20 protein-coding genes are annotated in these 22,230 nt (G+C 45.5%); 18 read left to right on the forward strand and 2 right to left on the reverse strand.

Annotated features, from left to right (window positions below; genetic code table 11):
* The first annotated feature begins 13 nt into the window (after positions 1 to 13).
* Entirely contained in the window at positions 14 to 2,428 is a 2,415-nt protein-coding gene (gene pheT, locus VP97_RS07720) for a phenylalanine--tRNA ligase subunit beta (RefSeq protein WP_050181165.1), read from the forward strand.
* 183 nt (positions 2,429 to 2,611) lie between these two features.
* Here pheT and rnhC read toward each other — a convergent pair whose 3' ends face one another.
* A complete protein-coding gene (gene rnhC / locus VP97_RS07730) occupies positions 2,612 to 3,535 on the reverse strand; it encodes a ribonuclease HIII (protein WP_050181167.1) in 924 nt (307 codons plus the stop codon).
* A gap of 91 nt (positions 3,536 to 3,626) precedes the next feature.
* On the opposite strand from rnhC, the gene zapA reads away from it, so the two are divergent.
* From zapA to uvrC, 10 genes are all read left to right on the forward strand, one after another.
* Positions 3,627 to 3,905, forward strand: coding sequence for a cell division protein ZapA (gene zapA, locus VP97_RS07735; RefSeq protein WP_050181168.1), 279 nt, complete (start codon positions 3,627 to 3,629; stop codon positions 3,903 to 3,905).
* A gap of 66 nt (positions 3,906 to 3,971) precedes the next feature.
* On the forward strand, positions 3,972 to 5,678 hold the full coding sequence (gene polX / locus VP97_RS07740; protein ID WP_050181169.1) for a DNA polymerase/3'-5' exonuclease PolX: 1,707 nt from the start codon (positions 3,972 to 3,974) through the stop codon (positions 5,676 to 5,678).
* Positions 5,679 to 5,703: 25 nt separating this feature from the next.
* Entirely contained in the window at positions 5,704 to 8,058 is a 2,355-nt protein-coding gene (locus tag VP97_RS07745) for an endonuclease MutS2 (RefSeq protein ID WP_050181170.1), read from the forward strand.
* An 11-nt stretch (positions 8,059 to 8,069) separates the two neighbouring features.
* Positions 8,070 to 8,477 (forward strand): DUF350 domain-containing protein, encoded by a 408-nt coding sequence (locus VP97_RS07750; RefSeq protein WP_050181171.1) that lies wholly within the window; start codon positions 8,070 to 8,072, stop codon positions 8,475 to 8,477.
* Between the two features lie 227 nt (positions 8,478 to 8,704).
* Positions 8,705 to 10,384, forward strand: coding sequence for an AMP-binding protein (locus VP97_RS07755; RefSeq protein WP_050181172.1), 1,680 nt, complete (start codon positions 8,705 to 8,707; stop codon positions 10,382 to 10,384).
* Positions 10,385 to 10,492: 108 nt separating this feature from the next.
* Entirely contained in the window at positions 10,493 to 11,077 is a 585-nt protein-coding gene (locus tag VP97_RS07760) for a fatty acid metabolism transcriptional regulator FadR (protein ID WP_050181173.1), read from the forward strand.
* 25 nt (positions 11,078 to 11,102) lie between these two features.
* Positions 11,103 to 11,876 carry an electron transfer flavoprotein subunit beta/FixA family protein gene (locus tag VP97_RS07765; protein WP_050181174.1) on the forward strand — a complete coding sequence of 258 codons (774 nt, stop codon included), beginning with the start codon at positions 11,103 to 11,105 and terminating at the stop codon, positions 11,874 to 11,876.
* A gap of 20 nt (positions 11,877 to 11,896) precedes the next feature.
* Positions 11,897 to 12,877 carry an electron transfer flavoprotein subunit alpha/FixB family protein gene (locus tag VP97_RS07770; protein WP_050181175.1) on the forward strand — a complete coding sequence of 327 codons (981 nt, stop codon included), beginning with the start codon at positions 11,897 to 11,899 and terminating at the stop codon, positions 12,875 to 12,877.
* 101 nt (positions 12,878 to 12,978) lie between these two features.
* Positions 12,979 to 13,293 carry a thioredoxin gene (gene trxA, locus VP97_RS07775; protein WP_050181176.1) on the forward strand — a complete coding sequence of 105 codons (315 nt, stop codon included), beginning with the start codon at positions 12,979 to 12,981 and terminating at the stop codon, positions 13,291 to 13,293.
* Between the two features lie 135 nt (positions 13,294 to 13,428).
* Positions 13,429 to 15,204, forward strand: a complete 1,776-nt coding sequence (uvrC, locus tag VP97_RS07780) for an excinuclease ABC subunit UvrC (protein ID WP_050181177.1) — start codon at positions 13,429 to 13,431, stop codon at positions 15,202 to 15,204.
* A 17-nt stretch (positions 15,205 to 15,221) separates the two neighbouring features.
* On the opposite strand, the gene VP97_RS07785 is transcribed toward uvrC, so the two are convergent.
* Positions 15,222 to 15,656 (reverse strand): YslB family protein, encoded by a 435-nt coding sequence (locus tag VP97_RS07785; RefSeq protein WP_245629859.1) that lies wholly within the window; start codon positions 15,654 to 15,656, stop codon positions 15,222 to 15,224.
* Positions 15,657 to 15,876: 220 nt separating this feature from the next.
* Between VP97_RS07785 and VP97_RS07790 the strand changes: the two genes are divergently transcribed.
* The 7 genes from VP97_RS07790 (at position 15,877) to VP97_RS07820 (ending at position 22,216) form a co-directional block, all read left to right on the forward strand.
* Complete coding sequence (locus VP97_RS07790) at positions 15,877 to 16,485, forward strand: succinate dehydrogenase cytochrome b558 subunit (protein ID WP_050181178.1); 609 nt, start codon at positions 15,877 to 15,879, stop codon at positions 16,483 to 16,485.
* 67 nt (positions 16,486 to 16,552) lie between these two features.
* Positions 16,553 to 18,316, forward strand: a complete 1,764-nt coding sequence (gene sdhA / locus VP97_RS07795) for a succinate dehydrogenase flavoprotein subunit (RefSeq protein WP_050181179.1) — start codon at positions 16,553 to 16,555, stop codon at positions 18,314 to 18,316.
* Positions 18,316 to 19,083: a succinate dehydrogenase iron-sulfur subunit gene (gene sdhB, locus VP97_RS07800; protein WP_050181180.1), complete on the forward strand. Its 768-nt coding sequence runs from the start codon at positions 18,316 to 18,318 to the stop codon at positions 19,081 to 19,083. The genes sdhA and sdhB overlap by 1 nt, the downstream gene beginning before the upstream one ends.
* 485 nt (positions 19,084 to 19,568) lie before the next feature.
* Positions 19,569 to 19,787 (forward strand): helix-turn-helix domain-containing protein, encoded by a 219-nt coding sequence (locus VP97_RS07805; protein WP_050181181.1) that lies wholly within the window; start codon positions 19,569 to 19,571, stop codon positions 19,785 to 19,787.
* A 114-nt stretch (positions 19,788 to 19,901) separates the two neighbouring features.
* Positions 19,902 to 20,351 carry a MarR family winged helix-turn-helix transcriptional regulator gene (locus VP97_RS07810; protein ID WP_050181182.1) on the forward strand — a complete coding sequence of 150 codons (450 nt, stop codon included), beginning with the start codon at positions 19,902 to 19,904 and terminating at the stop codon, positions 20,349 to 20,351.
* A gap of 10 nt (positions 20,352 to 20,361) precedes the next feature.
* Entirely contained in the window at positions 20,362 to 21,156 is a 795-nt protein-coding gene (gene racE / locus VP97_RS07815) for a glutamate racemase (RefSeq protein ID WP_050181183.1), read from the forward strand.
* Positions 21,157 to 21,220: 64 nt separating this feature from the next.
* On the forward strand, positions 21,221 to 22,216 hold the full coding sequence (locus VP97_RS07820; protein ID WP_050181184.1) for a GerMN domain-containing protein: 996 nt from the start codon (positions 21,221 to 21,223) through the stop codon (positions 22,214 to 22,216).
* Positions 22,217 to 22,230: the final 14 nt, after the last annotated feature.

Consider the following 22,230-nt stretch of genomic DNA (forward strand, 5'->3'; position numbering starts at 1 on the left):
GAGGAATTAACCCATGTTTGTTTCATATAAATGGCTGTCTCAATATGTGGACATTGCCGACCAAACACCGGAAGAGCTGGCGGAGAAAATTACACGCGCCGGTATTGAAGTAGAAGGCGTTGAAATGCCTGCTTCTGAAATGAAAGGCATTGTGGTAGGGTATGTACAATCACGTGAACAGCATCCGAATGCCGACAAATTAAGCAAGTGCCTTGTAGATGTGGGCGAAGCGGAGCCAGTACAAATCATCTGTGGTGCCAAAAATGTAGATGCCGGCCAGTTTGTTGCCGTTGCCAGAACCGGTGCGGTTTTGCCGGGTAACTTTAAAATCAAACGTGCAAAGCTGCGCGGTGAGGAATCAAACGGCATGATTTGCTCGCTTTCCGAGCTTGGGATTGAAAGCCGCTTAAATCCGAAAGAATACGCGGAAGGCATTTTTAATTTTCCAAATGATGTAACGCCAGGGGAGGATGCGCTTGCTGCCTTGAACCGTGACGATGCGATTCTGGAATTGTCCCTAACACCGAACCGCTCGGACGCACTCAGCATGATCGGGGTAGCGTATGAAGTAGCTGCCATCCTGGGCCGAGATGTCAAGCTGCCGGAGCCAAAGCCGGCTGAAGCGGCTGAACAGGCGTCAGACGCGATTCGTATTCACATTGACGCACCGGAAGACAACCCGCTTTATATTGCGCGTGTTGTGAAAAACGTAAAAATCGGCCCGTCACCGCTCTGGATGCAGACGCTACTCATGAATGCCGGTGTTCGTCCGCACAATAACGTCGTTGATATTACAAATTACGTATTGATGGAATACGGACAGCCGCTTCACGCTTTTGACCTTCACCGGATCGAAACAGGTGAAATCGTGGTTCGCCGAGCTGCAGAAGGTGAAAAGTTCACAACACTTGATGACGCAGAACGGACATTATCAGCCGATCAGCTTGTGATTACAAACGGGCAGGAGCCGATCGCCCTCGCCGGTGTAATGGGAGGAGCAAACTCGGAAGTAACTGACCAAACCGTAAATGTATTAATTGAGTCTGCTTATTTTAACGGTCAAACCGTCCGTACAGCTTCTAAAGCGCACGGTCTTCGTTCAGAAGCAAGCGCCCGTTTTGAAAAAGGGGTAGATCCATCCCGTGTGCAGGCGGCATGTGACCGTGCGGCCGAGCTTATGTCAGAGCTTGCAGAAGGAACGGTTCTTTCAGGATCGGTTGTGGCCGGGGAGTATGCACCCGAGCCTAAAGAAGTATCCGTTACATTGGATCGTTTAAATACCCGCCTTGGCACAAGCTTAACAATGGAAAACGTGGAAGATATCTTCAGCCGTTTGAAATTTAAAACAGCAACAAACGGGGATACCATCACCGTGACCGTGCCAACGCGCCGTGGCGATATCACTATTCCGGAGGATTTAACGGAAGAAGTAGCCCGTCTTTATGGCTATGACCATATTCCGCTTACACTGCCGGAGGGAGAAGCGCTGCCGGGAGCTTTATCACCGTATCAGCTTGGGCGCCGCATCGTTCGCCGTTATTTGGAAGGAGCCGGCTTTACTCAAGCTGTAACGTACTCTTTAACATCCCAGAAGCGGGCAACACAGTTTGCGCTTGAGGTACGCGAGCCGGTCGCGCTTGCGATGCCGATGAGTGAAGAGCGTGCGTACTTGCGTGAAAGCCTGCTGCCGCATTTAATTGAAGCAGCTGCTTACAACAATGCACGTCAAATGGGATCTGTCGCTTTATACGAAACGGGCTCCGTTTATTTAAATGAAGGGGATAACGTGCAGCCGAAAGAAGAAGAGCGGCTTGCCGGGATCGTTACAGGGCTTTGGCAGGAACATCTATGGCAGGGAGAGAAAAAAGCTGTTGATTTCTTTGCCGTAAAAGGTGTGATTGAAGGAATAGCAGCTCGTCTTGGCTTGACCGACCGCCTATCGTTCCAAAAAGCTGCGCCGGAAGGATTTCACCCGGGCCGTACAGCCTTTGTGCTGCTTGATGGGCAGCCGGTCGGAGTCATTGGGCAAATTCATCCATCACTTACAAAAGAAGTAGATGTAAAAGAAGCTTATTTGTTTGAATTAAAGCTTGATGTTCTCTTGAGTGTGGAACGCCCGGCGCTTTCTTATACGCCGATTCCGCGTTTTCCATCCATCAGCCGCGATATTGCCCTTGTAGTAGACAGCGCCGTTGAAGCAGCTTCGCTTGAGTCCATCATTAAAGAAGCAGGCGGAGCGCTTTTAACAAACGTTCATGTGTTTGATGTATATGAAGGAGAGCGGATGGAAGCAGGCAAGAAATCTGTTGCCTTTGCTCTGACGTATATGAATCCCGAGAAAACATTAACAGACGAAGAAGTAACCGCGGTGCATGAAAAAGTACTTGCTGCACTCAAAGACAAAGCAAACGCTGATTTGCGCGCATAAAAGAAAAAAGCAGTCCCTCACATAGCGGGACTGCTTTTTTGATGAAAAATATACTTTCTGGGCCGGAATAAGCTCTTTTAAACCGGATTTTTAAAGTGGCAGGCCGGATTTTGGGGGAATCCGGCTTTCGAATGGGATAAACCGGCCACAATTTTTTTATTCCGTTTCTGCAGGAATAAACCATTATCTTCCTCGCACGATCTGTCTTGCTTTTTCCGTATTGGCAAAATGAAGCTTGGTAAAATGACGCAGCACACTTTCATTGTACGTTCGAAGGAGACGGGCAGCCGCTTCGTCAACCTTTTGGCCGGCGCCTTTCGGAAGCTTAAAGCCCGCTTTTTCGGACAGCAGATCCATTTCTTTCAAAAAAGCATAGCGGGCCAGAATCGAAGCAGCCGCTACAGATAAATGGATGCTCTCACCCTTTGTGCTGAAAAAGACGTTTTCTTCTACGATCCGTTTCTGCCCTTTTAAGTGCCGGTAATAAATCGGTTTTTCAGCAAATTGGTCGATTAGGATGGCTTCTGGCTTAACAGGGGATATTTTTTCCTGCAGCTTGCCGAGCGCCTGATTATGCAAAATGGCTTTTATTTTCCCTTGCGACATGCCGCTTTCCTGCAGATCATTGTATTTTTCATTGCGCAAAACAAGCAGGCTGTATGGAAGGGTTTTAAGCAGCTTTTTTGCAACCGAGACAATTTCCGGGTCTTTCATATCTTTCGAATCACGTACACCAAGTGCGGCAAGCTCGGAGATTCGACTCCTTTCGACGTAGGCGGCTACGACTGTAATAGGTCCGAAATAATCTCCGGTGCCCACTTCATCGCTTCCCATGACCGACATTTGAGCAAACCCAGCGGGCAGCTGCCCGCTCGGCTGGGACACTTTTTTCTGCTTGGGAACAGCGGCCTGTCCGTCCCATTTAGCGGACTCTGTTTGGGCTTGTCTGCCTTGAAACAGAACTTTACCTGACCGGTAGCCTGTCACAGAACAGCCGTCTACTTTTGCCGCAAAAACAGCGCCAGCAGGAAGCTTTGTTGAAATTCCGTAATGATCTTTCATTTTTTGAAGTGTAGCTTCGTTTACAACAAGGACAGTATGACTCAATTCGACACCCTCCAGACTTTCTTCCTTTTCACGGTAAATGACTCATGGTATGATATATAACAGAATTGCAACAGAAATGGGGGCCTTGCATTTGTCAGATAGACAAAAGACTCGCCTAACAGTTGACATTTACGGTTATCAGTACACAATTGTTGGAACTGAATCAGAATACCATATTCGCCGCGTGACGGAAATGGTTGACGATAAAATGCGTGAAATCGGCAGCCGCAATGCTTCGCTCGATACGCAGAAAATTGCGGTGCTGACGGCTGTTAATATGGTGAACGATTATTTAAAAATGGAAGAAGAATTGGAACAAATGAAAATGGAAATGAGCCGAATGAAAAATCGGAACGCCGTTAACGGCTGAAAACTTCTCTCCTATTTGGTAGAGAAGTTTTTTTCTGCTACTATAAAAGAAAAGCAGGTGACCTATATGGTAAATAAAAAAGACATTATTCGACTACTTGAAAAAATCGCAATTTATATGGAACTAAAAGGGGACAATCCATTTAAAATATCCGCATTTCGAAAAGCGGCTGCTGCTCTTGAGCAGGACGACCGCAGTCTTTCTGAAATTGATGATGTAACAAAGCTGTCCGGCATTGGAAAAGGAACCGCTGCTGTGATTACGGAGTACATGGAAACAGGGCAATCAACTGTACTAACCGAGCTGTCAAGTGAAGTGCCGGAAGGGCTTGTAGCCCTGCTCGGTCTACCGGGGCTCGGCGGCAAAAAAATTGCCAAGCTGTATAAGGAGCTCGGTATTACCAGCATGGTTGAACTAAAAGCAGCCTGTGAGGAACATCGCGTACAGGAGCTCGCCGGGTTTGGCGCTAAAACGGAAGAAAAAATTCTGGCAGCAGTAGCAAAGGCCGGCACGCAGCCCGAGCGGCTTCCGATTATGTATGTAATGCCTGTTGCAGAAGGTATTGAAGCATATCTCGACAGCTTCGAGGAAATTAGCCGCTTTTCACGTGCCGGCAGCTTGCGGCGTCTGCGTGAAACAGTCAAAGACCTTGACTTTATTGTAGCCACTGAACAGCCAGAGCGGGTAAAGGAACATCTTTTAGCGATGCCGGAGATCAAAGAAGTGATTGCCGCCGGGCCAACAAAGGTGTCAGTTATTATTGGAGGAGAGTTTGATCTGTCGATTGATTTCCGTATTGTCACGCCGGATCAATTTGCGAGCGCACTCCATCACTTTACTGGTTCGAAAGATCATAATGTGAAGATCCGCCAAATTGCGAAAGAGCGGGACGAAAAAGTAAGCGAATACGGTATTGAGCAGCCTGATGGCAGCGTAAAAACATTTGACAGTGAGGAATCGCTGTACTACCATCTTGGGCTTCCGTATTTTCCGCCGGAAATTCGCGAGGACGGCACAGAAACGGATAAATATAAAGCGGGTACTTTAATTGAATTGTCTGATATAAAAGGTGATTTGCATATGCACACAGCCTGGTCGGACGGAGCATTTTCGATTGAAGAAATGATTGAAGCATGCCGCACGCGCGGATACGAGTACATGGCCATTACAGATCACTCTAAATATTTAAAAGTAGCAAACGGATTGTCTGTTGACAGGCTGATCCGCCAAAACGAGGAAATCAAAGAATGGAATGCCAAATATAGTGATATCGAAATCCTATCTGGCATTGAAATGGATATTCTTCCAGATGGAACGCTTGACTATGAGGACGACGTTTTAAAGCAGCTGGATTTTGTCATCGCATCGATTCATTCAAGCTTTTCGCAGACGCAGGCGCAGATTATGGAGCGTTTAAAAACAGCACTGTACAATCCATATGTAAAACTGATTGCCCACCCGACCGGACGGATTATTGGCCGGCGAGACGGCTATTCGGTTGACATGGCGGAGCTGATCCGGCTTGCTGCCGAAACAAATACCGCACTGGAATTAAATGCAAATCCGCACCGGCTCGATTTGTCCGCTGAGCACTTAAAGGCGGCACAGGAAGCCGGTGCGAAAATAATGATTAATACAGATGCCCATGCCATCGAGCATCTTCAATTTATGGAAACAGGCGCGAGTGCTGGCCGAAAAGGATGGCTACGGCCGGAAACGGTTGTTAATACATGGCCAAAAGCGGAGCTGATGTCATTTCTCCGCCGCTTGTAAGCGTCTTTAAAGGAGTCGAAACGCATTGAATAAAAAAGTGCTTGCCACACTTGAATTTGATAAAATCATTGCAAAATTGGCCGAACACGCATCTTCTGAAGTGGGCCGGCAGTTTGCGGAAGAATTAAAGCCATCACAAAATAAAGAGGAAGTCCAGCGGTGGCTTGATGAAACAGAAGAAGCGGCTGCTGTGATTCGAATTAAAGGCAATGTACCGCTTGCCGGTATTTATGACATTCGGCCGCATGCCAAGCGCGCTCAAATCGGCGGTGTTTTAAGTGGAGCTGAATTGATGCGGATTGCGAGTACGATCGCTGCAAGCCGGCACATCCGTAATTTTATTGACGATGTGCGCTCAGAAGGACAGGTAACGCTGCGTATTTTACCGGAAAAAACCTCTGTTATTCCTGTTCTGACAGAATTAGAGCATAAAATTAAGCATACAGTTGATGAAAATGGGCGTGTGCTCGATTCTGCGAGTGACAGCCTGCGTCATATCCGTCATGGCATGCGTTCAGCAGAATCACGTATCCGGGCAAAGCTGGAAAGTCTGACACGCGGGCAAAGCGCCCAAAAAATGCTGTCGGATGCAATTGTAACCATTCGAAATGACCGCTATGTGATTCCGGTAAAGCAGGAATACCGTTCCCATTATGGTGGCATCGTACATGATCAATCGTCTTCTGGACAAACCCTCTTTATTGAACCGGCATCCGTTGTCAGCTTAAACAATGAGCTGCGAGAGCTAACGGTCAAAGAACAATATGAAGTAGAAAAGATTTTACAGGAGCTGACAGCCCAGACAGCTGAACACGCGCCCGGTCTTTTTACCATGACGAAAATGCTGTCCGAAATTGATTTTATTTTTACAAAAGGAAAATTTGCCCGCTCGATGAGTGCAACAAAGCCGCTTTTGAATGAGGAGGGGTATATTCATTATATTGGAGCGCGTCATCCGCTTTTGCCTGCGGACGAAGCAGTAGCGAGTGATATCGAAATTGGCCGCGACTACACAGCAATTGTTATTACTGGGCCGAATACAGGGGGGAAAACCGTTACGTTAAAAACAACCGGTCTTTCCGTATTGATGGCGCAGTCCGGCTTGTTTATTCCGGCGGAGGACGGATCGGAAACCGCTGTTTTCCAGTCTGTGTTTGCAGATATCGGCGATGAGCAGTCAATTGAACAAAACTTGAGTACGTTTTCTTCCCATATGGTCAACATTGCGGCCATGTTGAAAGAAATTGATCATGAAAGCCTTGTCCTGTTTGATGAGCTTGGATCAGGAACCGACCCGCAGGAAGGCTCCGCTCTAGCTATTTCCATTTTAGATGAAGTCATCGGCCGGGGGGCACGAATTATCGCCACGACACACTACCCCGAATTAAAAGCGTACGGGTACAACCGTGACCGTGTCATTAATGCAAGCGTGGAATTTGATGTAGAAACCTTGAGTCCGACCTACCGATTGTTGATTGGTATACCAGGGCGAAGCAATGCTTTTGAAATCTCCAAACGAATCGGTCTTGATACCAATATCATTGAAAATGCCCGTAACATGATCAGTGCGGATTCACATGAAGTCGATAACATGATTGCAGCGCTTGATGAAAGCCGCCGTAAGGCCGAACAGCACGAGCAGGAGACGCGGGACTATTTGCGCGATACAGAAAAGCTGCACCGTGACCTGCAAAAAGAAGTAATCGCTTATCATGAGCAGAAAGAAAAGATGGAGGAAAAAGCGCGTGCTGAAGCGGCTGAAATTGTAGCAAAAGCGCGTGTGGAAGCAGAAGAGGTCATGAAAGAGCTGCGGGCCCTTCGATTAGCAGGCGGCGCGAATGTCAAGGAGCATGAGCTGATCGAGGCGCGAAAACGGCTTGAAGGTGCTGTGCCAGAACAGAAAACGAAAAAACCGGCTATTGAACCAGCAAAGCGTCAGTGGAAACCAGGTGATGAAGTGAAAGTAATCAGCTTCGGCCAAAAAGGAAACATTATCGAAAAGGCGGCCGGGGATGAATGGGTTGTTCAAATGGGGATCATCAAAATGAAGGTAGCGGAATCAGATATGCAGTTTATTAAATCTGATAAAAAGAAAGAGCCAAAACCGATTGCGACACTTCGAGGTAAAGATTTTCATGTTTCCTCTGAATTGGATTTACGCGGTGAGCGCTATGAAGATGCACTGAAGAGAGTAGAAAAATATTTGGACGATGCACTTTTAGCCGGTTATCATCAAGTATCCATTATTCATGGGAAAGGTACTGGCGCTCTTATGAAAGGTGTACGCAGCTATTTAACAAAACACCGGTTGGTAAAGAATATACGTTTTGGCGGAGCGGGCGAAGGCGGACTCGGAGTGACAATCGCTGAACTAAAATAAGGGGGGCCAGAATGACAGGTTTTTGGGAAAATCAATATGTTCAACTGGCGGGCTATTACAGCATTGCGACGATCTGCATTATTCTCTGTCTCGCTATATTTGAGTTAGTCACATCCTACCGGAATTGGGAGGAAATCAAAAAAGGAAATATGGCAGTGGCTATGGCAACAGGGGGAAAAATCTTTGGTATTGCCAACGTGTTTCGTCACTCTATTTTACACAATGACTCTGTTTTAACGATGGCAGGATGGGGCATCTTTGGCTTTATTCTGCTATTGATCGGTTATTTTATGTTTGAATTTCTGACGCCGAGCTTTAATGTAGACAAAGAAATTGAACAGGATAACCGTGCTGTCGGCTTTATTTCATTCGTGATTTCAGCAGGTCTTTCATACATGATTGGCGCTGCGCTTCTGTAAAGAAAAGAGGGGCGAAGAGATGGAAACATTGGCAAAAGTACTAATAGCCTGCTGTGCAGCTTTTTTGATTGTTGGTATCATTTATATGATGATGAATTAATAAAATAAACGTGTATGTAACGAAATGAAAAAGCGGTTTTAAAGCCGCTTTTTCTTGTCTTGTAAAATGAATTAGCATTCATTATACTGTAAGGAGCACGTATTCTTTTCGCAAGGGGTGGGTGAAGATGTCCGAAAAACCGTGGCTGCTTCATTATCCAGAGGAAATTCCCGCTGCGCTTCATTATCCAAAGGAACCGCTGCCACTATTTTTAACCAGAGCTGCTGCCAGGTACTCTGATAAAACCGCTATTCACTTTCTCGGAAAAAAATTGTCTTACCGGGAATTGCATGCATCCGCACTAAAGCTTGCCGCCTATTTTAAAAAGCTGGGTATTCAAAAAGGCGACCGGATTGGTATCATGCTCCCTAATACGCCGCAGGCTGTGATCAGCTTTTATGCGATCTTGTACGCAGAGGCAGTAGTAGTCCAATTTAATCCGCTTTATAAAGAGCGGGAAATCGAGTATCAGTTAAAAGACTCGGGTGCCAAAGCGATGATTGTCCTCGACCTACTTTACCCGCGCATTCAAAAAGTCATTCAACATACAAACGTTCAACATACAATTGTAACCGCACTCAAAGATTATCTACCTTTTCCCAAAAACATCCTTTACCCATTTATACAGAAAAAGCAAACTGGTATGCTCGTCCACGTAGAAAACCGCTATAATAATCACTTTTTTACAGAGATTATGGAAGAGCCTGCTGTAAAAGAAGAAGCAATGAATGTGAATATTGAACAAGATACCGCTGTTTTGCAATATACAGGAGGCACCACCGGATTTCCAAAAGGGGTGGTGTTAACCCACCAAAACCTTATAGCAAACGCATCGATGTGTGGAGCATGGATGTACAAATACCGGCCCGGCAAAGAAGTAATTTTAGGCGTTATCCCGTTTTTTCATGTATATGGTATGACGACTGTTATGATTTTCGGTGTTATGCAGGGATATAAAATGGTACTGCTGCCAAAGTTTGATGCAAAAACAACTTTAAAAACCATCCATAAGCAGAAGCCTACTATTTTTCCAGGGGCGCCCACCATTTATATTGGCTTGCTTAATGATCCCAACCTGCACAAATATAATTTGTCCTCTATTGATTCATGTATTAGTGGTTCGGCTCCGCTGCCCGTTGAAGTACAGCAGAAATTTGAACAGGCAACCGGGGGAAAGCTTGTGGAAGGCTATGGACTAACCGAAACTTCGCCTGTTACGCATGCTAATTTTATCTGGGAAAAGCGAGTGAAAGGAAGCGTGGGTGTACCATGGCCGGATACCGATGCAGTGATTTTATCCCTGAAAACAGGTAGGCCGGTGGATCAGCCGGGTGAGCGGGGAGAAATAGCAGTCCGGGGGCCACAGGTGATGAAAGGCTACTGGAATCGTCCAGAGGAAACAGAACAGTCCTTTCAAGATGGCTGGCTACTAACCGGGGATATAGGCTATATGGATGAGCAAGGGTTCTTTTATGTAGTTGATCGGAAAAAAGACTTGATCATTGCCGGAGGATTTAATATTTATCCGCGTGAAGTCGAAGAGGTATTGTATGAGCATGCAAGCGTTCAAGAAGCAATCGTGATTGGCGTGCCGGACCCGTACCGCGGCGAAACCGTAAAAGCATTTGTTGTTTTAAAAGAAGGCCAGGAAACAGAAGCGGAGGAACTGGACCGTCATTGCCGCAACCAGTTAGCTGCTTTTAAAGTGCCCCGCTTATATGAATTTCGCACTGAATTGCCCAAAACAGCTGTCGGTAAAATATTGCGCCGTGTACTGGTTGAAGAAGAAAAACAAAAAAATAGGTAGAAAAAGCTGAACGAGGCCGCCTGCTTGACGAAATCAAAAAATAGGCATAAGATAAATCTATGAATGAATGGTCATTCATTATTGATTTCACAGGAGGCGGCTTGCTGCATGCAGCGAAACAAACCAAAATACCATCAAATCATCGATGCCGCTGTTGTCGCGATTGCGGAGAACGGCTACCATCAAGCGCAAGTATCAAAAATAGCCCGGCAGGCCGGTGTTGCAGATGGAACAATCTATTTATATTTTAAAAACAAAGAAGACATTTTAATTTCATTGTTTCAAGAAAAAATGGGAACCTTTATCCAAAAAACAAGCGAAATTATTGAAGCAAAAAAAACAGCCGCCGAGCAATTGGAACTGCTTGTTCATAACCATTTCGGGCTTCTTTCAGAAGATCCTTACCTGGCTGTTGTCACCCAGCTGGAGCTGCGTCAATCCAATAAAGAGCTGCGCTTAAAAATTAACGAAGTATTGAAGTCTTATTTGCTGCTTATTGAACAAATTCTGCAGACCGGTGTGAAAAACGGAGAATTCAATGCGGATTTAAATATACGAGTGTCCCGGCAAATGATATTTGGGACACTGGACGAAATGGTGACAACCTGGGTGATGAACGATCAGAAGTACAATTTGCCTGCTTCAGCAAAAGAAGTAAGCAGGCTGCTGTTAAACGGGCTTTGTGGCCGATAAGGTCTGAATAATAGGAGGAAATCAAATGAACTTATATGTATTAATGAAAAGAACATTTGATACAGAGGAAACAATCTTACTTTCAGACGGAAGCGTTCAAGAAGACGGGGCAGAATGGATTATCAACCCTTATGATGAGTATGCGATTGAGGAAGCGATCCGCATTCGGGACGTACATGGTGGTGAAGTCATTGTAGTGACCGTCGGCTCAGATGAAGCAGAAAAACAGCTGCGTACAGCACTTGCAATGGGAGCGGACCGAGCGATTTTACTCGATATAGAGGATGACATCGAAAATGGTGACGCCTATACAACAGCCCGCGTTTTAACGGAATACTTAAAAGATAAAAAAGCAGATTTGATTTTAACAGGGAATGTGACGATTGATGGCGGAAGCGGCCAGGTAGGTCCGCGTGTAGCAGAAGGGCTTGATATTCCTTATGTGACGACCATTACAGAAATTGAGATTGACGGGACAGATGCATTGATTATACGGGACGTTGAAGGAGCCGCTGAAAAAATCAGCACCACTTTGCCGCTGCTTGTAACCTGCCAGCAGGGATTAAACGAACCCCGTTACCCTTCTCTTCCTGGTATTATGAAAGCAAAGAAAAAGCCACTCGAAAAACTAGAGCTTGATGATCTTGGTTTAGACGAAGATGATGCAGCACCGAAAACCAAAACGCTTGAAGTATTTTTGCCGTCCCAAAAAGCAGCCGGCCATATCCTGCAGGGAGAGCTCGCCGGACAGGTAAGTGAGCTGGTCACCCTGCTCCGCTCTGAAGCAAAAGTGATTTGAATTCTACGGGAGGGATTTTCATGCCAAAGAAAATCATGGCGGTAGGAGAAATGCGAGACGGACATCTTCGTCAAATTTCTTTTGAGACAATTGCTGCTGCAAAGAAAGCGGCACAAGGCGGTAAGGTGATTGGCGTTTTGATTGGCAGAAAAGTCGCCACTCTAGCCGAAGAAATGGTTCAGTGTGGTGCCGACGAAGTGCGAATTGTAGAAGATGAAACGCTTGGTCAGTATACAGCGGACGGCTTTGCACGGGCATTGACTGTCGTTGTCGAACAGGAGCAGCCGGATGGCATTTTTTTTGGACATACAGCATTGGGCAAGGATTTATCACCTAAAATAGCTGCTAAACTGGATGCAGGCCTGGTTTCAGATGCGATATCCATTGAAGTGAAAGGAGAAGAAGTTATTTTCACAAGGCCTATTTATGCAGGGAAGGCCTTCGAAAAAGTAACGTTGCCGGAGGGCCTGTTGATCGCAACAATCCGGCCAAACAATATTAATCCACTTCCAAAGGATCGTGCCCGTACTGGGGATATTTCTTCTGTCTCTTATTCTGTTCCAGAACTGCGCGTGGTCATTCAAGAGGTGGTCCGGAAATCAGCAGGCAGGGTTGATCTGTCAGAAGCAAAAGTCATTGTGGCAGGAGGGCGCGGTGTAAAAAGTGCAGAAGGCTTTCAGCCGCTGCAGGAGCTGGCGGATGTGCTTGGCGGTGCTGTGGGTGCTTCGAGGGGAGCTTGCGATGCGGATTACTGTGACTACTCGCTGCAAATCGGACAGACAGGCAAGGTGGTAACACCGGATTTGTATATTGCCTGCGGTATTTCAGGGGCGATTCAGCATTTAGCTGGAATGTCGAATTCAAAGGTGATTGTAGCGATTAACAAAGATCCGGACGCGGACATTTTTAAGGTGGCGGATTACGGAATTATCGGCGACCTATTTGAGGTCGTGCCGCTGCTGACGGAGGAATTAAAAAAAGCGAAAGCAGTCAGCTCCTAAGTTTGATGCTCTCCTGCTAAGGGTAAGCAAAATAATAGCTAACCCTAAAAAACGGTGATATACTTTCCGTATGATGGAGAAACTTTAGGAGGTATTTATACATGGCGATTGTAAAAGCAACTGATGCAAACTTCTCAACTGAAACAGAAAGCGGACTTGTTCTGGCGGATTTCTGGGCACCCTGGTGCGGACCGTGCAAAATGATTGCGCCTGTTCTTGAGGAGTTAGATTCTGAAATGAGCGATAAACTAAAAATCGTCAAAATTGACGTTGATGAAAATCAACAAACAGCTGGCGAGTACGGCGTTATGAGTATCCCAACATTAATCTTGTTCAAAGACGGCCAGCCGGTCGACAAAGTGATTGGATTCCAGCCGAAAGAAGCGCTTGAAGAACTAATCAACCGTAACGCGTAATGAAAAAAGGCGTCCCGCTTTGACGGGACGTTTTTTTTACGTCATCTATTCAGCAAGCTTCAGGCGCAGTTGTCTGGCGGCCATGAAGTGACAGGCAGGCGCCTTGCGTTTTCCTATATAAAAGAGGTGAAAAGTATGAATGAATTAATTCAGCATAAGCTGGCTCTTCTACCGGATGAATCTGGATGTTACCTGATGAAGGACCGGCATGGAACAGTCATTTACGTTGGAAAAGCAAAAGTGCTTAAGAACCGGGTCCGCTCATACTTTACCGGCTCTCATGATGCGAAAACAACGAGACTTGTCAGTGAGATCGTCGATTTTGAATATATCATTACTTCATCGGATCTTGAGGCACTTATACTAGAGTTGAATTTAATTAAAAAATACGATCCGAAGTATAATATCATGCTTAAAGACGATAAAAGCTACCCGTTCATTAAGCTGACAGCAGAACGTCATCCACGCTTGATCATTACAAGAAAAGTGAAAAAAGACAAAGCAAAATATTTTGGACCATATCCGAATGCCTATGCGGCGTCTGAAACAAAAAAGCTTTTAGACCGCTTATACCCTCTCCGGAAGTGCTCCACACTCCCTGACCGCGTCTGTCTTTATTACCATATGGGACAATGCCTGGCCCCTTGCGTAAAAGAGGTGCCGAACGAAACGTATAAGGACATAGCCGCAGAAATTACCCGTTTTTTAAATGGCGGTCATCAGGAAGTGAAAAAAGCACTGACCGCTAAAATGGAAGAAGCGGCCGAAAAACTCGAATTTGAACGAGCGAAAGAATACCGTGATCAAATTTCTCATATTGACACGCTGATGGAAAAACAAAAAATCAATATGGCAGATCTGACAGATCGTGATGTATTTGGCTACACAGTTGATAAGGGATGGATGTGTGTACAAGTATTTTTTGTACGGCAGGGCCGTTTAATTGAACGGGACGTGTCCACTTTTCCCATTTATAGTGAACCCGAAGAAGAGTTTTTAACTTTTCTTGGACGCTTTTACGAAGCACCGGAACATTTTAAGCCGAAAGAAATTCTTCTTCCGGATGCAGTTGATGCAGAGCTTGCCGGTCAGCTGATCGGCGTGCCGGTTACAAAACCACAGCGCGGGAAAAAAAGAGAGCTGGTAGAGCTTGCAGGCAATAACGCAAAAGCGGCTTTACGAGAGAAGTTTGCCTTGATTGACCGGGACGAGGAAAGAACAATCAAAGCCGCCGAACAGCTTGGAGAAGTAATGAACATTCACGTTCCTCTTCGAATTGAAGCGTTCGATAATTCAAATATACAAGGAACAGCACCAGTGTCTGCTATGATTGTTTTTATCGATGGGAAGCCTGAGAAAAAAGAATATCGAAAATATAAAATCAAAACGGTAACAGGGCCGGATGATTACGGCTCCATGAGGGAAGTAGTCCGGCGTCGGTACACACGCGTCCTGCGTGATGGGCTGCCGCTTCCAGATTTGATTATTATTGATGGCGGGAAGGGGCAGATTGAAGCAGCACGTGATGTATTGCTGCATGAGCTCGGGCTCGATATCCCGATCGCCGGTCTTGCAAAAGATGATCGCCACCGCACCTCTCAGCTGCTTTACGGAAGTCCCCTGCAAATTGTACCGCTTGCCCATAACAGCCAGGCTTTTTATTTGCTGCAGCGGATTCAGGATGAGGTTCACCGGTTTGCGATTTCCTTTCATCGACAGATTCGGGGCAAAGGCGCTTTTCAATCGATTTTAGATGATATTGAAGGTGTAGGCCCGCAGCGGAAAAAGCAGCTATTAAAAGCATTCGGATCTTTAAAAAAATTAAAGGAAGCCTCTAAAGACGATATTGTAGCTGCCGGAATTCCAGCCAAAACAGCCGAAGCCATTGTGATAGCTTTAAGTGAAAAATAGACCGCTCCCAGAGCGGTCTATCCCCATTTCACAGTAATGTCGACATGCTTGTGTTTCTTATGTAGCTGGCAAACTGCCTCCGCGTCCGATTCGAAACGGGCCGCTGCCTGCTCAGCAATAAACCCGCTTTCTAGTGTAAAAGAAGGTTCTGTTTGCAGGTTAAATCGTCTTTCAACCAGGCTGCCTGACAAACGGTATATCCATTCCTTTCTCGTTTCTTTTACAAGTTCTATCGTACCCCACCCGGCTTCTTGAAAAAAATCTATTAATTCTTCTGTATTTGTACAAGGAAAGCGCCGTGCCAGCGTTTTTCCGCCCCAGTATAAGATTTCAGATGCATCACTCCCAAGCAGGTCACCAAGTAAAACATCCCGGATTAGCTCGTAGCCAAAGACAGAAACGGACTCTTTTGGCGCTTCAACGGGTTCCTGTTCTTCGTTTTCAATAGTCAAAATGAATTCCTCGCTTTCTCTCTCGTTATTATATACAATTGACCGCGTCAAAAAAAGAATATTCGACATGAAAAGCCGGACAAAAATGTGCCCACCTCTCCTTGACGCTCGTAGTTTATGGGAGTAAAATGTATTTGTCACATCGAAAGATTACTAGATGAAGCAATGTGCGAATAAACAAACTATTTGTCGGATGCTTCAAATTCAAGGGGGGAAAATGGTGGCTGACAATCGAGAATTTTTTTACCGCAGGCTGCATTCATTGCTCGGTGTCATTCCGGTCGGGCTTTTTATGACGCAGCACTTAGTCGTCAATCATTTTGCGACGAAAGGAGAAGAAGCGTTTAACCAGGCAGCAGGCTTTATGGGAAGTTTACCTTTTGTACTTGTACTTGAAACGTTAATTATCTTCCTGCCGCTTTTGTTTCACGCGATTTATGGGCTTTACATTGCGTTCACAGCAAAAAACAATCCTGGACGTTTTGGCTATTTTCGTAACTGGATGTTTGTGCTGCAACGCTGGTCAGGTGTTATCACACTCATCTTTATTGCATGGCACGTATGGGAAACACGAGTTCAAGCTGCGCTTGGTGCAGAAGTGAATTTTCAGATGATGGAGAATATTTTAGATAATCCATTTATGCTCGTCTTTTACATAGCTGGAGTGCTTGCGGCGATTTTCCATTTTGCAAATGGTTTATGGTCGTTCTGTGTAAGCTGGGGAATTGCAGTATCTCCTCGTTCCCAACGAATTGTTACATATGCAACACTGATTGTCTTTTTTGCTTTATCATACGTCGGCTTAAGCGCTATTCTTGCGTTTGTATAAGCCTGGCAATGAATGGAGTTTTGTCAGATAGATAGAAGGCAGGACTGAAAAGGGAGTGGAACTCACAATGAGTAAAGGTAAAGTTATCGTAGTCGGCGGCGGATTGGCCGGTTTGATGGCTACGATTAAAGCAGCGGAAGCAGGTACGCCTGTTGAGTTATTTTCGCTCGTTCCGGTAAAGCGTTCTCATTCCGTTTGTGCGCAGGGCGGCATTAACGGGGCTGTTAATACAAAAGGGGAAGGCGATTCTCCTTGGGTGCATTTTGATGACACGATTTATGGAGGCGATTTCTTAGCGAATCAGCCGCCGGTAAAAGCAATGGCAGAAGCGGCACCTGGCATTATTCACCTGCTTGACCGTATGGGCGTTATGTTTAACCGTACACCGGAAGGTCTACTTGATTTCCGCCGTTTCGGAGGCACACAGCATCACCGTACCGCTTTTGCAGGTGCTACCACGGGCCAGCAGCTGCTTTATGCATTGGATGAGCAGGTGCGCCGTTTTGAAGTGGCGGGTCTTGTTACGAAATATGAAGGCTGGGAATTCCTCGGCGCGGTTATTGATGATGAAGGGATCTGCCGCGGAATCGTTGGTCAAAACCTGGCTACGATGGAGATTCAATCGTTTGCGGGAGACGCAGTTATCATGGCGACAGGCGGTCCTGGTATTATTTTTGGTAAATCAACTAACTCGATTATCAACACAGGTTCAGCAGCATCAATTGTATACCAGCAGGGTGTAAACTATGCAAACGGTGAGTTTATCCAGATTCATCCAACCGCTATTCCGGGCGACGACAAGCTTCGCTTGATGAGTGAATCGGCACGTGGCGAAGGTGGACGCGTTTGGACATACAAAGATGGAAAGCCTTGGTATTTCCTTGAAGAGAAGTATCCAGCTTACGGAAACCTTGTACCACGGGATATTGCAACGCGTGAAATCTTTGACGTTTGCGTAAACCAAAAGCTCGGTATCAACGGTGAAAATATGGTATACCTTGATTTATCTCATAAAGACCCGCATGAACTAGATATTAAGCTGGGCGGTATCATTGAAATTTATGAAAAATTCATGGGAGATGATCCGCGTAAAGTACCGATGAAAATCTTCCCGGCAGTTCATTACTCAATGGGCGGGCTATGGGTTGATTATGATCAGCAAACAAACATTCCGGGTCTTTTTGCTGCAGGTGAGTGTGACTATTCACAGCACGGTGCAAACCGTCTTGGGGCGAACTCTCTCCTTTCCGCTATTTACGGCGGTATGGTAGCAGGACCAAACGCGGTACGGTACATTAATGGACTTGAAAAAAGTGCCGACGCGGTTTCTTCCTCTGTTTTCGATAATCACGTAAAGCAGGAGCAAGAAAAGTGGAACGGTATCATGTCTTTGAACAAAGGTTCCGAAAATGCTTACGTTCTTCATAAAGAGCTGGGCGAGTGGATGACCGCGAATGTAACCGTTGTTCGTTATAATGACAAGCTACAGCAGACAGACGATAAAATCGTTGAGTTGATGGAACGCTATCAAAACATTGATATTAACGATACAGCCAAATGGAGCAACCAGGGTGCCATGTTTACCCGCCAGTTGAAAAACATGCTTCATTTAGCACGTGTTATGACAATTGGTGCCCTAAACCGTAATGAAAGCCGCGGGGCACACTACAAGCCAGACTTCCCGGAACGTAATGATGAAGAGTTTATGAAAACAACGATGGCCACGTTTACAGGTGAAAACACGGCGCCTTCTTTCCACTATGAAGACATCGATGTATCGCTCATTGCGCCTCGTAAACGGGATTACTCGAAGAAAAAGGAGGAGAAATAATGAGTGAGCAGAAAACAGTTCGATTCGTCATCACACGCCAAAATGCCGCTGATTCTACTCCGTACGAGGAAGAATTCGAATTACCATATCGTCCGAATATGAACGTAATTTCGGCATTGATGGAAATCCGTCGTAATCCGGTAAATAGAAAAGGGGAAAAAACAACACCGATCAACTGGGACATGAACTGCCTGGAAGAAGTATGTGGTGCCTGCTCCATGAATATTAATGGCAAGCCGCGCCAATCTTGTACCGCTCTTGTTGACCAGTTGGAACAGCCAATCCGTTTGGCTCCAATGAATACATTCCCGGTTGTCCGTGATTTGCAGGTAGACCGCAGCCGTATGTTTGATTCATTAAAACGTGTGAAAGCATGGGTGCCAATTGATGGAACGTACGATCTTGGTCCTGGTCCGCGTATGCCAGAGCGGAAGCGTCAATGGGCATACGAGCTTTCAAAATGTATGACATGCGGTGTTTGCCTGGAAGCATGCCCGAATGTAAACAGTAAATCAAACTTTATCGGCCCGCAGCCGTTGTCGCAGGTTCGTTTGTTTAACGCGCATCCAACAGGTGCGATGAACCGTGATGAGCGCCTGGAAACGATTATGGGAGACGGAGGGCTTGCCAACTGCGGTAACTCGCAAAACTGTGTACAGTCCTGCCCGAAAGGCATTCCGTTGACTACATCGATTGCGGCATTAAACCGTGAAGCAACATTCCAGTCTTTCCGTAACTTCTTCGGAAGCGACCACGCAGTAGATTGATAAAAAAACCTCCAGCACACGCTGGAGGTTTTTTTATCTTCAATCCTCAATGCTTTGTAAGAAGACAGTTATGAAAATATTCCATACGTGAAGGCTTAGAAAGAATGGACACAGTCATTTATCTATTACTGACCTGCATTTGTCCAATTTTTAAAAATAGACATGCTCAATCATATGGCTGTATTTAAATATTTTGAAAAAGCCTATATTGACTGTTTGCAGGCAAAAGGATTAGAAAATGAATGGATGCAGGATGCTTGTATCTGTCATGGCCGATTTACAATGCGCTTATATGAAGCAGGTGTTTTATGAGGGGATAAGCTAAAAATTTACGTAAAAACAGCCTCTATCAGTACTTCTTCCTGCGATCTTCATTAAAAAAGAATAAATGAAATAAAAGAGCTTCTTATGTAAAACCAATTAAGAACAGCGCGCATATGATAAGGGTAGTGGCGGCTAACCGACATAGGCTGCTCTTCGAAAGGGTGACGTTGTTTGTGGCAGCTCTGATTTTGACGAAACGAGAAAAAGACGTATTCAAGAGGCTGGTCGACGGTAAATCTACGCATGACATTGCAACAGAACTGGGGATCAGCGAAAAAACGGTCCGAAATCATATTTCAAATGGCATTCAAAAGCTTGGCGTTAAAGGAAGGGCACAGGCTATCGTAGAATTGCTTCGGATCGGGGAGCTTACATTATAAAGCTGAAGCCGTGTCGATAAAGGCACGGCTTTTCCCTTACTTGCATTTTGTTTAAAAAACAGCGAAAATAAAATAGAATGGCATATTGTTTTACATATGAAAGGGTGCAAAAAAATGTCTCTCATACAAAGCAGTTCGGGAGAAGCGGTCGCTGATATTGAAAGGAACCTGCGTCATATCGATGGGATTATTAAGCAAAAGGGCCGTGAAATTTTAAATGATTATATGATCACGCCGCCACAATTTATTGCCTTGCATTCATTATACGAAAAAGGGGATACAACGATTGGAGACCTTTCTTCCAGAATGTTTTTGGCATGCAGCACAACAACGGATTTAATTAATAGAATGGAAAAAGCGTCTCTTGTTGCACGAGTTCGTGATACAAAGGATCGGCGAATTGTTCGTATTCATCTTTTAGAAGAAGGCGAAAAAATCATTAAAGAGGTTATTAAAAGGCGGCGGCAATATGTGGAGAATGTGCTGGACAACTTTTCGGAGGAAGAAACGGCACAATTAAATGCCCTTTTAAATAAAATGCATATTGAAATGAAAGTGGAATGAGGCATTCGTGTTGAACAGACCAATTGGAGTAATTGATTCAGGTGTCGGCGGGCTGACGGTTGCAAAAGAAATGATGCGCCAGCTGCCCAAAGAAACGATTTATTATATAGGAGATACTGCGCGTTGTCCCTATGGTCCGCGCCTGCCGGGAGAAGTTCGGCAGTTTACCTGGGAAATGACCAGGTTTTTAGAACGATATGATATGAAAATGCTGGTGATTGCTTGCAATACGGCAACCGCTGTTGTACTGGATGAAATAAAGCGTCAATTGCCTATTCCGGTAATCGGTGTAATTCAGCCCGGGTCCCGCGCAGCGATTAAACAAACAAAAAACCGCCGTATTGCAGTGCTCGGTACACTCGGCACTGTTAAAAGCAAGGCATATGAAAAAGCAATCACGGCTATTGATCCGAGTGCAGAAGTGTTTGCTCTTGCTTGTCCGGGTTTTGTTCCGCTTGTAGAAAGCGGAAAATATCGCAGCGAGCGGGCTCAACAAGTTGTGGCTCATACACTTGAGCCGCTAAAGGAAACGCCTTCTGATACGGTGATACTAGGTTGTACACATTACCCGCTGCTAGAGCCGATTATTGCAGATTTTATGGGAGAAGAAGTATCTGTCATTAGCTCTGGCGATGAAACGGCCCGTGAAGTCAGTGCGATTCTAGAATTTAACAATATGCTTTCAGAAAACGAGCAGGCAGCGCATCGTTTTTTCACAACGGGAAGTGTTCAGGCCTTTAATGCGATTGCAGCAGACTGGCTCGAGGGTATTCCATTAAATACAAAAAAAATTCAGCTGGCATAAATGCCGGCTTTTTTTCATTTGCCTGCATATATTTGTATGAATGCAAATGAAAGGGGCGGTTTAAGTGCAGAAAAAATATGGCTTACTGATGCTGCTTATACTGTCAGGGTGCGCAGCAGAACCAGAGGATGGCCTGCCGGTAAAAGTGGTTTATACTGAGGAAGAAGAAGACAAGCCGGTATCAGCAGATGAAACTGTAATGGCAGAGTTGTATGCAGTGGATGAAAATGGTTTTCTAGTACCGCAAACAGTCGCAATTGAAGGGAATAGTCAGGAAGAGCAGGCTGCCCTCATAGCGCTGGCAGAAGGAAGTGTACCGGCTGGGTTTCGTTCTCCACTGCCTGAAGGAACGGTTATTCAAGATGTAGAGCTTGACGGAAAAACAGCCACTGTGAGTGTAGGAGGCGCTTTTGATCAGTACCCGGCAGAAGAAGAAGAGCTTGTTGCATCAGCCATTACATGGACGGTTACTGGTATCGGACAGGCTGACCGCGTGCAGATTAAATTTAATGGAGAAACATTGAGGGAGATGCCGAAAGCGGGAATGCCTATTGCAGCAGGCGGGATGAAGCGGGAAGATGGGATTAACTTAAAGGCGGGATATACAGATACGGGAGCAACAAAACCTATTACAGTGTTTTTTACAGGACAAAATGAAAAGGGGACCTATTTAGTACCGGTTACCCGCCGTATTTCCGAGGAGGAAACAGACCTTATTACTGCTTCTGTAGAAGAGCTGGCAAAAGGGCCAGTACCGGGCAGTGGGCTTATGACAAGCTGGCCTGCGGATGCAAAATTAGTAGAAGAGCCGGCTGTTGAAAATGGACGGGCTGTTCTTCAATTTAATGATGCTATATTGGAAGACAATGGAGAAGCGCTTGTATCAAGCAGCCTGCTTAAACCGCTGTCTTTCACCCTTGCGGCTTCAGCCGAAATTGAAAGCGTAGCAGTTCAAGTAGAAGGACATCCTGATGTAAAAATGGAAACAGGAGCTCCACTTCCTGCTTCATTAACTACTCCTTTATTTATAAATGAAGAAAGTCTTCCATCTGCTGAATGAATATTTGACAGACA

The organism is Domibacillus robiginosus (assembly GCF_000966195.1).
GTDB lineage: Bacteria > Bacillota > Bacilli > Bacillales > Domibacillaceae > Domibacillus > Domibacillus robiginosus.